General features: G+C 71.1%; 9 protein-coding genes. 4 read left to right on the top strand and 5 right to left on the bottom strand.

Annotated elements, in window-relative coordinates; translation table 11 throughout:
- Positions 1–32 precede the first annotated feature (32 nt).
- Positions 33–1,169 carry a molecular chaperone DnaJ gene (dnaJ, locus tag ABZ877_RS37075; RefSeq protein WP_361080545.1) on the bottom strand — a complete coding sequence of 379 codons (1,137 nt, stop codon included), beginning with the start codon at positions 1,167–1,169 and terminating at the stop codon, positions 33–35.
- Entirely contained in the window at positions 1,170–2,186 is a 1,017-nt protein-coding gene (gene hrcA / locus ABZ877_RS37070; protein ID WP_361080543.1) for a heat-inducible transcriptional repressor HrcA, read from the bottom strand.
- Between the two features lie 164 nt (positions 2,187–2,350).
- Between hrcA and ABZ877_RS37065 the strand changes: the two genes are divergently transcribed.
- Together ABZ877_RS37065 and ABZ877_RS37060 are read left to right on the top strand one after the other, a co-directional pair.
- The gene (locus tag ABZ877_RS37065) at positions 2,351–3,091 is read left to right on the top strand and encodes an MBL fold metallo-hydrolase (protein WP_361080541.1); all 741 of its coding nucleotides are present in this window, start codon (positions 2,351–2,353) and stop codon (positions 3,089–3,091) included.
- 34 nt (positions 3,092–3,125) lie between these two features.
- Positions 3,126–3,953 (top strand): DUF3097 domain-containing protein, encoded by an 828-nt coding sequence (locus tag ABZ877_RS37060; protein ID WP_361080539.1) that lies wholly within the window; start codon positions 3,126–3,128, stop codon positions 3,951–3,953.
- Between the two features lie 94 nt (positions 3,954–4,047).
- Here ABZ877_RS37060 and hemW read toward each other — a convergent pair whose 3' ends face one another.
- Positions 4,048–5,280: a radical SAM family heme chaperone HemW gene (gene hemW / locus ABZ877_RS37055; protein ID WP_361080537.1), complete on the bottom strand. Its 1,233-nt coding sequence runs from the start codon at positions 5,278–5,280 to the stop codon at positions 4,048–4,050.
- Between the two features lie 42 nt (positions 5,281–5,322).
- A complete protein-coding gene (locus ABZ877_RS37050; RefSeq protein ID WP_361080620.1) occupies positions 5,323–7,221 on the bottom strand; it encodes a SpoIIE family protein phosphatase in 1,899 nt (632 codons plus the stop codon).
- Positions 7,222–7,421: 200 nt separating this feature from the next.
- On the opposite strand from ABZ877_RS37050, the gene ABZ877_RS37045 reads away from it, so the two are divergent.
- Both ABZ877_RS37045 and ABZ877_RS37040 read left to right on the top strand, forming a co-directional pair.
- On the top strand, positions 7,422–11,618 hold the full coding sequence (locus ABZ877_RS37045) for a HAMP domain-containing protein (RefSeq protein ID WP_361080535.1): 4,197 nt from the start codon (positions 7,422–7,424) through the stop codon (positions 11,616–11,618).
- A complete protein-coding gene (locus ABZ877_RS37040) occupies positions 11,618–12,205 on the top strand; it encodes a response regulator (RefSeq protein ID WP_361080618.1) in 588 nt (195 codons plus the stop codon). The genes ABZ877_RS37045 and ABZ877_RS37040 overlap by 1 nt, the downstream gene beginning before the upstream one ends.
- 24 nt (positions 12,206–12,229) lie before the next feature.
- Here ABZ877_RS37040 and ABZ877_RS37035 read toward each other — a convergent pair whose 3' ends face one another.
- Positions 12,230–14,119 carry a long-chain fatty acid--CoA ligase gene (locus ABZ877_RS37035; protein ID WP_361080533.1) on the bottom strand — a complete coding sequence of 630 codons (1,890 nt, stop codon included), beginning with the start codon at positions 14,117–14,119 and terminating at the stop codon, positions 12,230–12,232.
- Positions 14,120–14,376 lie beyond the last annotated feature (257 nt).

Raw genomic sequence — 14,376 nt, 5'->3', positions numbered from 1 at the left:
ACGGGGTGGCACATGAGGCTCACGCTCAGGCGTCACCGCCCGTTGAAGGCGTCCTTCAGACGGGAGAACAAGCCCTGCTGGCCGGGCTGGAACTGGCCCGTCGGGCGTTCCTCGCCGCGGAGTTTGGCCAGCTCGCGGAGGAGGCGCTCCTGTTCGGGGTCGAGCTTCTGCGGGGTCATCACCTCGACGTGCACGATGAGGTCGCCCCGGCCGCCGCCGCGCAGGTGGGTGATGCCGCGCCCGTGCAGCGGGACCGACTGGCCGGACTGGGTGCCGGGCCGGATGTCGACCTCCTCCATGCCGTCGAGCGTCTCGAGCGGCACCTTCGTGCCGAGGGCCGCCGCCGTCATGGGGATGGTCACCGTGCAGTGCAGATCGTCGCCGCGCCGCTGGAAGACCGGGTGCGGCAGCTCGTGGATCTCGACGTACAGGTCACCGGCGGGACCGCCGCCGGGCCCGACCTCGCCCTCACCGGCGAGCTGGATCCGCGTCCCGTTGTCCACACCGGCCGGGATCTTCACCGTCAGGGTGCGGCGCGAACGGATCCGCCCGTCACCGGCGCACTCCGGGCACGGGGTGGGCACGACGGTGCCGAAGCCCTGGCACTGCGGGCACGGCCGGGAGGTCATGACCTGGCCGAGGAAGGACCGCGTGACCTGCGAGACCTCACCGCGCCCGCGACACATGTCACAGGTCTGCGCGGAGGTCCCGGGCGCGGCGCCCTCACCGCTGCACGTCGAGCAGACGACAGCCGTGTCGACCTGGATGTCCTTGGTGGTGCCGAAGGCGGCCTCGTCCAGCTCGACCTCGAGCCGGATCATGGCGTCCTGGCCCCGGCGCGTGCGCGAGCGCGGCCCGCGCTGCGACGCCGTCCCGAAGAACGCGTCCATGATGTCCGAGAAGTTCCCGAACCCGCCGGCGCCGAAGCCACCGGCCCCGCCGCCGCCCGACTGGGACAGCGGGTCGCCGCCGAGGTCGTAGACCTGCTTCTTCTGCGGGTCCGACAACACCTCGTACGCGGCGTTGATCTCCTTGAACCGCTCCTGCGTCTTCGGGTCCGGATTCACGTCCGGGTGAAGCTCACGGGCGAGCCTTCGGAAGGCCTTCTTGATCTCGTCCTGGGAAGCGTCGCGGCGCACGCCGAGTACGGCGTAGTAGTCCGTGGCCACTTACGACTCCGCCAGGATCTGTCCGACGTAACGTGCCACTGCGCGTACTGCTCCCATCGTTCCCGGGTAATCCATGCGGGTCGGTCCGACCACGCCGAGCTTGGCGACTGCCTCGCCGCCCGAACCGTAGCCGACCGACACGACGGACGTGGAGTTGAGTCCCTCGTGGGCGTTCTCGTGGCCGATGCGTACGGCCATGCCCGAATCACCCACCTCACCAAGCAGCTTGAGGAGCACGACCTGCTCCTCGAGGGCCTCCAGAACGGGCCGGATGGTGAGGGGAAAGTCATGTCCGAAGCGGGTGAGATTGGCGGTGCCGCCGATCATCAGCCGCTCCTCGGTCTCCTCGACCAGTGTCTCCAGAAGGGTGGAGAGCACCGTGGAGACCGTGCCGCGGTCCTCCGCCTCGAAGGCTTCGGGCAGATCCTGCACCAACTGCGGCACGTCGGCGAACTTGCGGCCCGCGACACGGCTGTTCAGCCGGGCCCGCAGATCCGCCAGGGACGGTTCGCCGAACGGCGCCGGGCAGTCGATCATCCGCTGCTCCACGCGCCCGGTGTCCGTGATCAGCACGAGCATCAGACGGGCGGGCGCGAGCGAGAGCAGCTCGACATGGCGCACGGTGGACCGCGTCAGGGACGGGTACTGGACGACCGCGACCTGCCGCGTCAACTGCGCGAGCAGCCGCACGGTCCGGCCGACGACGTCGTCGAGGTCGACGGCGCCCTCCAGGAAGTTCTGGATGGCGCGCCGCTCGGGCGCGGTCATCGGCTTCACCGCGGTGAGCTTGTCGACGAAGAGGCGGTACCCCTTGTCGGTGGGGATGCGCCCCGCACTGGTGTGCGGCTGGGCGATGAACCCCTCCTCCTCCAGGGCGGCCATGTCGTTGCGCACCGTCGCCGGTGAGACGCCCAGGCTGTGCCGCTCGGTCAGCGCCTTGGAGCCGACGGGCTCCTCGGTGCCGACGTAGTCCTGGACGATGGCGCGCAGCACTTCGAGCCTGCGTTCACTGAGCATCGGCGCACACCTCCAGCAACCGTCTCCGAGACCGCCGCGACCAGCGTCGCGATGATCGATGCGATCTTTCCGTTTTGGCACTCACTGCGCGCGAGTGCCAATCGTCCCCGGCTCAGTGTACGGCCGGTGGGTACGGACCAGGCAAGGCCGCTAGCGTCGACCTCATGAAAAGCACGGCGGACATCGACTGGCGGTCGGCGGGCTGGGAGGGACTGGCACCGCGCGTGGGCCGCGTCCGGCTGCCCGGCTGGGACTGCACGACCGGCCTCGTCGTGGGCGACGACGCGGCCCTGCTGATCGACACCGGCTCCTCCCTGCGCGAGGGGGCCCGCCTGCGCGCGGACACCCGCCGCCTGCTCGGCGCGCGCACGCGTGTGGCGCACATCGCGCTCACCCACCCCCACTTCGACCACGTCCTCGGCACGGCCGCCTTCGCGGGCGTCGAGGTGTACGGGGCCGCGGGCATCGACACCGTCCTCGCCGGGGACGGCGCGGACACCCTGCGCGCCGACGCGGTCCGCCACGGCGTGGACCCGGACGCGGCGGCCGAGGCGGCGGACGTCCTGGTCACCCCGGCCCACCGCATCTGCGGCGAACGCACGCTCGACCTGGGCGGCGGCGTCCAGGTCCTGCTCGCGAACGTCGGCCCCGGCCACACCGCCCACGACCTGGCGGTCCTGGTCCCCGGGCCGGAGATCGTCTTCTGCGGCGACCTGGTCGAGGAGTCCGGCGAACCCCAGGCGGGCACGGACGCGTCCCCGCGCCTGTGGCCGGAGGCGCTGGACCGGCTGCTCGCCCTGGGCGGCGACGACGCGCGCTACGTCCCCGGGCACGGATCGGTGGTGAATGCCGACTTTGTCCGCGAGCAGCGCGCCACATTGGCGGCGAGATTCGGCGTGTCGTAGCCCGTACGGACGGGCTTCTCCTATCGTCGGCCGAATGCGCCAGTACAGCCCTGACCTCACGCCGCCCTGGAAGCGGAAGACGTCCGTCCCCGAGGTCCCGGCCGAGCCGGACCTCGTGGTCGAGGAGGTCACCACGGGCTTCTGCGGAGCGGTCGTCCGCGTCGAGAAGACGGCGCAGGGCCCGACAGTGACCCTGGAGGACCGCTTCGGCAAGCACCGCGCGTTCCCGATGGAGCCGCGCGGCTTCCTCCTGGAGGGCAAGGTCGTCACCCTGGTCCGCCCCTCGGCGTCCGCGGCCCCCGCGCGTCCGACCCGTACGGCGTCCGGGTCGGTCGCCGTACCGGGCGCCCGCGCGCGTGTCGCCCGCGCGGGCCGCATCTACGTCGAGGGCAAGCACGACGCCGAGCTGATCGAACGCGTCTGGGGCGACGACCTGCGCATCGAGGGCGTGGCGGTGGAGTTCCTGGAGGGCGTCGACGACCTCCCGGCGATCGTCGCGGAGTTCGCCCCGGGCCCGGACGCGCGCCTCGGCGTACTCGTCGACCATCTGGTCCCCGGTACGAAGGAACACCGCATCGCGCAGTCGGTCACCAGCCCGCACGCCCTGGTCGTCGGCCACCCCTACATCGACATCTGGGAGGCCGTGAAACCGTCCTCCGTCGGCATCGACGCCTGGCCCCGCGTCCCCCACGGCCAGGACTGGAAGACGGGCGTCTGCCGAGCGCTCGGCTGGCGCGTCGCGAACACGGGCGAGGCGTGGCAGCACATCCTGTCCCGGGTCCGTTCGTACAAGGACCTGGAGCCGGCACTCCTGGGCCGAGTGGAAGAGCTGATCGACTTCGTGACAGCCCCAGAGGCGTAGCGCCCCGAAAGGGGCGCGGGGAACTGCGCGACCAGCCACGACGAAACCCGCACGCGCGGCAGAACCGTGCCCTCCACGGCGCGTAGGCGCGAGATCAGTCGACCAGGTCCCGCACGACCCCGTCGGCCAGCAACCGCCCCCGAAGGGTCAGCACGGCCCGCCCCGCGTCAAAGGGCCCCGCCTCCAACAACCCGTCCCCCACAGCCTTCCGCGCGGCACTCAGCCCGGCGGGCTTCAGCAGGGACACCGGACACCCGTCCCTGAGCCGTAGCTCAAGCAGAATCCGCTCGACCCGCCGATCTTCCTCGGCCAAGATCTCCCGCCCCGCGCCCGGCGAACGCCCCTCTGCCAGCGCCCCCGCGTACGCCCCGGGATGCTTCACGTTCCACCACCGCACCCCGCCCACGTGCGAGTGCGCCCCGGGCCCGGCCCCCCACCAGTCGGCCCCGCGCCAGTACAGCTCGTTGTGCAGACACCGCCCGGCCTCCGAGGTGGCCCAGTTCGACACCTCGTACCACTCGAACCCGGCGGAGCGCATCGCCTCGTCGGCGATGAGGTACCGGTCCGCGTGCACGTCGTCGTCGGTCATGGGCACCTCACCGCGCCGGATGCGCCGGGCGAGCTGCGTGCCTTCCTCGACGATGAGCGCGTACGCGGAGATGTGGTCGGGCCCGGCGCCGAGCGCGGCGTCGAGGGAGGCCCGCCAGTCGTCGTCGCTCTCGCCGGGGGTGCCGTAGATCAGGTCCAGGTTGACGTGGTCGAACCCGGCCGCCCGCGCCTCCGCGACGCAGGCCTCGGGCCGCCCGGGGGTGTGCGTACGGTCGAGGACCTTCAACACGTGCTGCCGCGCGCTCTGCATACCGAACGAGACCCGGTTGAAGCCCCCCGCACGCAGCGCGGCAAGGTACGCGGGGTCGACGGACTCCGGGTTCGCCTCCGTCGTCACTTCCGCGTCGTCCGCGAGCCCGAACTCGTCGCGGATCGCGCTGAGCATCCGTACGAGATCGGCGGCGGGCAGCAAGGTCGGCGTGCCGCCGCCGACGAAGACGGTCCGCACGGGGCGCGGGTCGTCCCCGAGCACCTTCCGGGCGAGCCGGACCTCCTCGATCAGGGTCTCGGCGTAGTTGTCGCGGGAGGCGAGGACGCCGCCGCTGCCGCGCAGCTCGGTCGCGGTGTAGGTGTTGAAGTCGCAGTAGCCGCAGCGGGTGGCGCAGTACGGGACGTGCAGGTAGAAGCCGAGGGGCCTGGTGGCGGCGTCGGCGAGGGCGGAGGCGGGCAGCGCCCCGTCGTCGGGCACGGGCTCACCATCGGGGAGGGCGGAAGGCATACCCCCATTGTCCAGCAGCCCGCCGCGATCCTGGCGGGCCGCTCACATGGCCTGGAGCACGAGCAGCGCCAGATCGTCGTCCGGCGGCGCGTCCGCGTACGCGTGCACGAGCCGCCGGATGCGCTCGGCGAGGAGTTGCGCGGTGAGCCCGGCGCAGCCGGAGAGGGCCTGGGCGAGCCCGTCGTTGTCGTCGAACTGGCGGTGGCCCGAGCGCCGCTCGGTGACGCCGTCGGTGACGCAGAGGAGGGTGTCGCCGGTGAGGAGGTCGAACGTCTCGCAGGTGTAGTCGGGGTCGTCGACGACCCCGAGGAGGACTTGCGGGGCGGCGGCGGTGACGACCTCGCCGCCGGGCCGCATCAGCAGCGGCAGCGGGTGTCCGGCGGAGGCGAGGGTGCAGGTGACGGCGCGGCCGTCGGCGGACGGGGTGAGTTCGCCGTAGAGGAGGGAGAGGAAGCGGGAGCTGGAACCTTCCGGCGGGATGCCCTGGCCCCCGGCGGCGGCGAGGGCGCGGGCTGCGGCGTCGGCCGCCTCGGTGGCGTCGTCGAGGAGCAGCCGGTTGAGGCGGTCGAGGACCTGGGCGACGGGGTAGCCCTCGCGGGCGAGGAGCCGCAGCCAGGGGCGGACGAGGCCGATGACGACGGCGGCCTCGGGGCCCTTGCCCTGGATGTCGCCGAGCGCGAAGCACCAGCGGCCGTCCCCGGCGGGGAAGACGTCGTAGAAGTCGCCGCCGGGGCCGCCCGCCTCCTTGGGCTCGTAGACGAGGGCGCTCTGGATGCCGGGGATCTCGGCGATGGCGGTGGGCAGCAGGCCGCGCTGGAGGATGCGGCTGATGGTGGCCTGCCGGGTGAAGCGGCGGGCGGCGCTGACGGCGAGGGCGACGCGGCGGGCGAAGTCCTCGACGAGGCCGGTGACCTCGTCGGGGAAGCGGAGCAGATTGGCCCGCCCGATGACGAGGATGCCGAGGCTGCGGCCGCCGACGGTGAGCCGGTAGGCGAGCGCGGAGCCGGTGTCCTCGGCGTCGGTGTCGCCGCAGGACTCGAACGGCCAGGGCACGGGGACGGCGGCGGTGCGGGCGGCGGCGGGCAGGCGCGGGGGCTCCTTCTCCAGGCGTCCGCGCAGTTCTTCGGTGCGGTTCTCCTGGGCGTGCCAGACGCGGGCGAGCCGGGGCGGGGGCAGCGGGTCGCTCTCGCCGTGCGGCTCGTGGTCGGGGATGCCGGGCGCGGCGCGGCCTTCCTCGTCGTAGAACCAGACGGCGCACCAGTCGGCGAGCCGGGGCACGAGGAGCTGGCCGACGAGCGCGGCGACCACGTCCTCGTCGAGCTGTCCGGCGAGCAGGTCGGAGGCTTCGGCGAGGAAGGAGAGCGCGCCCCGGTTGATCCAGTCGCGGTCCTGGGCGGCGCGGCGGGGCATGGGGGCGAGCAGGTCGGCGGCGCGCAGGCCGCGTTCGAGTGCGCGTACGGCGGAGTGCACGGAGGGTTCGGCCGCGGCCTCGTCGCTCTCGTCGGTCTCGTCGCTCTCGACGGGCAGCCGGGCCCACACCGTCTTGGTGCCGGGCCGGTAGGTGATGCCCCACGCCTCGGCGAGGGTGGCGACGAGGTGGAGGCCGCGCCCGTACTCGGGGGTCTCGGTGGGGCGGGAGGGCTGGTGGCCCCGGACGGCGCGGGCCGGGTGGTGGTCGGTGACCTCGACGACGAGCCCCGCGGGGGTGCCGTCGGCGGCGGGCTCGTCGAGGCGGCACAGCAGGTCGACGCTGGTCCCGGCGTGCACGACTGCGTTGGTGACGAGCTCGCTGACCACGACGACGGCGTCGTCGGTCAGCCGGTCGCCGAGGCGGTCGGCGCCGGGGGCGCCCCGCTCGGTCCACTCGGTGAACGCGGCGCGGACGGAGCGCCGGGCGGCCGCGGGCGCGAGGGGGTTCCCCGGCAGCGAGGTACGGACCATGACCGGTCCGACGTGCGGCTGGTGCTCCGCTACGTCCCCGCCGCCGACGGCGGTGTCCCGCTGGATAGGAATGGACCCCACGTTCGGCTCCTGAGCAGTTCGGGCAAAGACGCCTCAGGCGACACGAACAGAGTGACAGACTGACCACGCCCATAAGCACCGAGTTACCGAAGTGGGCCGCCATGAGTGAGAACAGTGCTATGCGTGTGCATCAAAGCGGGCCCGGGAGCGACGGCGACGGCACCATCCGTCCGCCCGACCTCCGGCCGCTCCTCGCCGCTCTGTCGGCTGCCCGCGACGGGAACTTCACCCGTCTCCCCGACACCGGGGAGGGCATGGTCGGTGAGCTGGGGGCCGTCTTCAACCAGCTCATAGACCGCAGTGTGCACTTCAACGCGGAGCTGACGCGGGTGCGCCGGGAGATCGTCCGGCACGGCCGGCTCGACGAGCGCCTGGAGGCGAGCCCGGGGCAGGGCGCGTGGGCGACCCGGATCGCCGACGTCAACACCATCATCGGCGCCCTGGTCGCGCCCACCGCCAATGCGACGCGGGTGCTCGACGCGGTGGCGGGCGGTGATCTGACCCAGCGTGTCGACCTGCACGACGGGAACCGTCAACTCCGCGGTGATCTGCGGCGGTTGGGCCGGGCGGTGAACAAGATGGTGGACCAGCTCTCCCTGTTCACGGGCGAGGTGACCCGGGTGGCGCGGGAGGTCGGCACCGAGGGCCGGCTCGGCGGCCGGGCGAAGGCGCAGGGTCTCGCGGGCAGTTGGCGTGACGTCACCGAGGCGGTCAACACGATGGCGTCCCGGCTGACGGCGCAGGTCCGGGACATCGCGCTGGTGACGACGGCGGTGGCGCGGGGCGACCTGACGCGTACGGTCACGATCGAGGCGACGGGCGAGCTGCTCGAACTGAAGCTGACCGTCAACACGATGGTCGATCAGTTGTCCGCGTTCGCCGACGAGGTGACCCGGGTGGCCCGTGAGGTGGGTACCGAGGGTCAGCTCGGCGGGCGCGCGCAGGTCCGGGGTGTGTCGGGCGTCTGGAAGGATCTGACCGACAACGTCAACTTCATGGCGTCCAATCTCACCTCTCAGGTGCGCAATATCGCGCAGGTGACCACGGCCGTGGCCAACGGCGACCTGAGCCAGAAGATCATGGTTGACGCGCAGGGCGAGATCCTCGAACTGAAATCGACCATCAACACGATGGTCGACCAGCTGTCCGCCTTCGCCGACGAGGTGACCCGGGTGGCCCGCGAGGTCGGTACCGAGGGCCAGCTCGGCGGGCGCGCCCAGGTCCGGGGTGTGTCGGGCGTCTGGAAGGACCTCACCGACAACGTCAACTTCATGGCCGACAACCTGACGTCGCAGGTCCGGAACATCGCGCTTGTCTCCACGGCGGTGGCGCAGGGCGACCTCGGCAAGAAGATCACGGTCGAGGCGAAGGGCGAGATCCTCGAACTGAAGTCGACCATCAACACGATGGTCGACCAGTTGTCCGCCTTCGCCGACGAGGTCACGCGCGTGGCCCGCGAGGTCGGCACCGAGGGGAACCTCGGCGGTCAGGCACAGGTCCGGGGTGTCTCCGGCGTGTGGAAGGACCTGACCGACAACGTCAACTTCATGGCGTCGAACCTGACCTCCCAGGTGCGCAACATCGCCCAGGTCACGACGGCGGTCGCCCAGGGTGACCTGTCGAAGAAGATCTCCGTCGACGCGCGCGGCGAGATCCTGGAGCTGAAGGACACCGTCAACACGATGGTGGAGCAGTTGCGGGGCTTCGCCGACGAGGTCACGCGCGTGGCCCGCGAGGTCGGCACGGACGGCCGGCTCGGCGGGCGCGCGACCGTGCACGGCGTCTCCGGCGTGTGGAAGGACCTGACGGACAACGTCAACTACATGGCGGACAACCTGACCTCCCAGGTCCGCAACATCGCCCAGGTCGCCACGGCGGTGGCCCAGGGCGACCTGTCGAAGAAGATCGACGTCGACGCGCGCGGTGAGATCCTCGAACTGAAGACGACCATCAACACGATGGTCGACACCCTCTCCTCGTTCTCCTCCGAGGTCACGCGTGTGGCCCGCGAGGTCGGCTCCGAGGGCCAGCTCGGCGGTCAGGCGCGCGTCGAGGGCGTCTACGGCACGTGGAAGCGCCTGACGACGAACGTGAACGAGCTGGCGTCGAACCTGACCACGCAGGTCCGCGCCATCGCCGAGGTGGCGTCCGCGGTGACCCAGGGCGACATGTCCCGCTCCATCGCGGTGGAGACGCGCGGCGAGGTCGCCGAGCTGAAGGACAACATCAACCTGATGGTGGCCAACCTGCGCGAGACGACCCGCGCGAAGGACTGGCTGGAGTCGAACCTGGCGCGCCTCGCCGCCCTGATGCAGGGCCACCGGGACCTGATGGAGGTCGCGGACCTGATCCTGCGGGAGCTGACCCCGCTGGTGAATGCCCAGTACGGGGCCTTCTTCCTGGCGGAGCCCGACGAGAGCGACACCCCGCTGCGGACGACCATCCCCACCAAGGGGCTCGCCTACATCGCGGCCTACGCCTCGGCGGCCGCCTCGGTCGTCGACACCGGGGGCATGCCCGTCCACGGTCTCGTACGGCAGGCGGCCCTGGAGAAGAAGCGCATTCTGGTGGAGGAGGCGCCGCCGGACTACATCAAGATCAACAGTGGGCTCGGGGAGGCCGCGCCCGCCTCCGTCGTCATCATCCCGATCCTGTTCGAGGACAAGCTGCTCGGCGTCATCGAGCTGGCGTCGTTCTCCCGCTTCTCCGACGTGCACCTGGCCTTCTTCGACCAGTTCGTGAACACGATCGGCGTCGCGATCAACACCATCATCGCCAACTCCCGCACCGAGTCCCTGCTCGGGGAGTCCCAGCGCCTCGCGACCCAGTTGCAGGAGCGCTCGGACGAGCTGCAACGACAGCAGGCCGAGTTGCAGCGCTCGAACGCCGAGCTGGAGGAGAAGGCGGCCCTGCTCGCGACGAGCTCGCAGTACAAGTCGGAGTTCCTCGCGAACATGTCGCACGAGCTGCGCACCCCGCTCAACTCGCTGCTCATCCTGGCGCGGCTGCTCTCCGACAATCCGGACGGCCACCTCAACGACCAGGAGGTGCAGTTCGCGACGACGATCCACCGCTCGGGCTCGGACCTGCTCCAGCTCATCAACGACATCCTCGACCTCTCCAAGATCGAGGCCGGGCGCATGGACGTACGGCCCAAGAAGCTCCCGCTCATCAAGCTCCTGGACTACGTGCACGCCACGTTCCGCCCGATCACCCTCGACCGGGGGCTCGCCTTCGACGTGTCGGTCGGCGAGGACGTGCCGCGCGAGGTCTTCTCCGACGAGCAGCGCATCCAGCAGATCCTGCGCAACCTGCTGTCGAACGCGATCAAGTTCACCGCCAACGGCAAGGTCGAGCTGAAGGTTACGCGCGTCAAGGACCTTGAGCACCAGTTCGTGCGGGACAGCGACGACCTGATCGCGTTCGCCGTCTCCGACACCGGCATCGGCATCGCCCGCGACAAGCTCCCCGTCATCTTCGAGGCGTTCCAGCAGGCCGACGGCACCACCAACCGCAAGTACGGCGGCACCGGGCTCGGCCTGTCCATCAGCCGGGAGATCGCCGGGCTGCTCGGCGGGCGCATCATCGCCGAGAGCGAGCCGGGCAAGGGCTCCACCTTCACCCTGTACGTGCCCGTGGCGCACCCCGGGCACGAGCCGCTGGCCGAGGCGCCCCAGACGGACCCGGCACCCGCCGTCCCCGCGCAGGCCGAGCCGCGCGAGGACGGTTCCCCGGAGGCGTACACGGTCCACGAGCAGGAGGACAACTGGCCGACGCCGACGAAGCTGGAGCGGTGGAAGACCGGTCTCGCGGGCGAGGTGCTTCCGGGGCGCCGCGTCCTCATCGTCGACGACGACATCCGCAACGTCTTCGCGCTCACCCACGTCCTCGGCCGCGTCGGCATGCCCGTCCTGTACGCGGAGAACGGCCGCGAGGGCATCGAGACCCTGGAGCGCAACCCCGACATCGGGCTCGTCCTGATGGACATCATGATGCCGGAGATGGACGGCTACGAGACGATCTCCGTCATCCGCGCGACCCCCCGCTGGGCCGGGCTGCCCATCGTGGCGCTCACCGCGAAGGCGATGCCCGGCGACCGGGAGAAGTCGATCGCCAAGGGCGCCAACGACTACGTGCCCAAGCCGGTGGACGTCGACCAATTGCTGACCGTCGTGTGCGACCTCCTGGCGCCCGAGCCCCACGACCCGGACGAACCCGACGACGCGGACGGGTTCACCGCACCGGACGGGCCCGGGAGCCCCGCGGGCGCGGGCGTACCCGTCGCCCCGCCGACGACCGATCGAGGACCGGCATGATGACCACTGCAGAGCTGACAGAGCCGGCGGACCAACGGGCGAGCATCCTGCTCGTCGACGACATGGAGGACAACCTCGTCGCGCTGGAGGCGGTCCTCGGATCGCTCAACGAGCCGCTGGTGCGGGCCCGCTCGGGCGAGGAGGCGATGAAGGCGCTCCTGCGGCGCCGCTTCGCCGTCATCCTGCTCGACATCCGTATGCCGGGCATGGACGGCTTCGAGACGGCGACCAACATCAAGCGCCTCGACCAGACGAAGAACGTGCCGATCATCTTCCTCACCGGCACGGACTCCGACGACGCCGGATACGCCTTCCGCGGTTACGCGACGGGCGCCGCCGACTACCTCACCAAGCCCTTCGACCCCTGGGTGCTGCGCGCGAAGGTCACCGTCTTCCTCGACCTGCACCGCAAGAACCAGCAGTTGGAGCGGCTCCTCGCCCGCGAGCAGCAGCAGTTCGACGCGCTGGCGTCCCGGATGGCGTCGATCGAGCACCATCTGTCGCAGGCCGCCGACCCCGACGTACGGGAGCTGCGCCACCATCTGACGCGGATGGAGGAGACGATGCGCACGATGAGGCGCCCCTGACCCGTGCGGCGGGGCGCCTCCCCGTCAGCCCTCGCGGGTCCCGGCGTACATGTCGTCGAGCAGCTCCTTGTACTCGCGCTCCACGACGGGCCGCTTCAGCTTGAGGCTCGGCGTCAGCTCGCCGTGCTCCACGTCGAGGTCGCGGGGCAGCAGCTTGAACTTCTTGATGGTCTGCCAGCGCTGCAGGCCCTCGTTCAGCTCGCGTACGTAGCCCTCGATGAGCTGCACCGTCGCGGGGGCGGCGACGACCTCCGCGTAGGACTTGCCGTCGAGGCCGTTCTCCTTGGCCCACTCCAGGATCGCGACCTCGTCGAGGGCGATGAGCGCGGTGCAGAAGTTCCGGTCGGCGCCGTGCACCAGGATGTTCGACACGTACGGGCAGACGGCCTTGAACTGACCCTCGACCTCGGCCGGGGCGATGTACTTGCCGCCCGACGTCTTGATCAGGTCCTTCTTGCGGTCGGTGATCCTCAGATAGCCGTCGACGGACAGCTCGCCGATGTCCCCGGTGTGGAACCAGCCGTCGCTCTCCAGGACCTCCGCGGTCTTCTCGGGCAGTCCGTGGTAGCCCTCCATGATGCCGGGGCCGCGCAGCAGGATCTCGCCGTCGTCCGCGATCCGCACCTCGGTGCCGGGCAGCGGCTTGCCGACCGTGCCGGTGCGGTACGCCTCGCCGGGGTTGACGAAGGACGCGGCCGAGGACTCGGTGAGGCCGTAGCCCTCCAGGATGTGGACGCCCGCACCGGCGAAGAAGTAGCCGATCTCGGGGGCGAGCGCCGCCGACCCCGAGATGCAGGCGCGCAGCCGCCCGCCGAACGCCTCGCGCAGCTTGCTGTAGACCAGCGCGTCGGCGATCTTGTGCTTGGAGGAGAGGCCGAACGGCGCGGAGGCGACGCCGGTGCGGCGGAAGTTGTCCTGGGTGACCTTCGCGTACTCGCGGGCGACGCCCACCGCCCACTGGAAGATCTTGAACTTGGCGTTGCCGCCGGCCCGTGCCTTGGCCGCGACGCCGTTGTAGACCTTTTCGAAGATGCGCGGCACGGCCGCCATGTAGGTCGGCTGCACGACCGGCAGATTCTCGATGATCTTGTCGACGCGGCCGTCGACGGCCGTCACGTGCCCGACCTCGATCTGGCCGCTGGTCAGCACCTTGCCGAAGACGTGGGCGAGCGGCAGCCACAGGTACTGCACGTCGTCCGGGCCGACGAGGCCGGTCGCGGCGATCGCCTTCGCCATGTACGACCAGTTGTCGTGCGGCAGCCGGACACCCTTCGGGCGGCCGGTCGTCCCGGAGGTGTAGATGAGGGTGGCGAGCTGGTCCTTGCCGATCGCGGCGACGCGCTCCTTGACGACGTCCGGGTTCTTCTCCAGGTACGCCGTGCCGCGCGCCTCCAGGTCCTCCAGGGTGAGGACCCAGCCGTCGGGGTCGGCGGCGTCGGGCTCGACACCGGTCGCGTCGATGACGACGACGTGCTTCAGCTCGGGCAGCTCGGACCGGCGCTCACGGGCCTTGGCGAGCTGCGCCGCGTCCTCGGCGACCAGCACCTTCGACTCGGAGTCAGCCAGGATGAACGCGGACTCCTCCGCGTTGGTCTGCGGGTAGACCGTGGTGGTCGCCGCGCCCGCGCACATGATGCCGAGGTCGGCGAGGATCCACTCGACCCGTGTGGAGGAGGCGAGCGCCACCCGCTCCTCGGCCGCGATTCCCAGCTCCACGAGGCCGGCGGCGATGGCGTAGACCCGCTGCGCGGCCTGCGCCCAGCTCAGCGACTTCCACTCGTCGGGGCCGCCGGCGGCGGGCGCCGGTACGGGATAGCGGTAGGCCTCGGCATCGGGTGTGGCCGCGACGCGCTCCAGGAAGAGAGACGCCACGGAGGGCGGACGGTTCTCGATCAGGGTCTGTGTGTCGCTCACGACGTCCTCCGGGGCCCGCGCGACTGTTGCTGCGCGGCTGTTGAAACGCGGCTTGTTTAACTGGCGAGTAACCATGGAGCAGTGATCAGGGTAAAGGGCGCTCGCCCGGCGCGTAAGGGGCTCCGGCCTTCGACTTTGTCCTGGTTGCCCCCGTGGTCCCGGTACGCACAGGGCGCACGGACAAGCGGTGGGGGGGGGGGGGGGGTGGGGTGGAGCGGCCCCCCCGGGAGAGGGGGGGGGGGGGGGTGGTGTGTTAT

This window comes from Streptomyces sp. NPDC046939, from assembly GCF_040644575.1.
In the GTDB taxonomy this organism is placed as follows: domain Bacteria; phylum Actinomycetota; class Actinomycetes; order Streptomycetales; family Streptomycetaceae; genus Streptomyces.
Note: the sequence above shows the minus strand (reverse complement) of the source record. Positions and strands in the feature narration are given on the sequence as shown.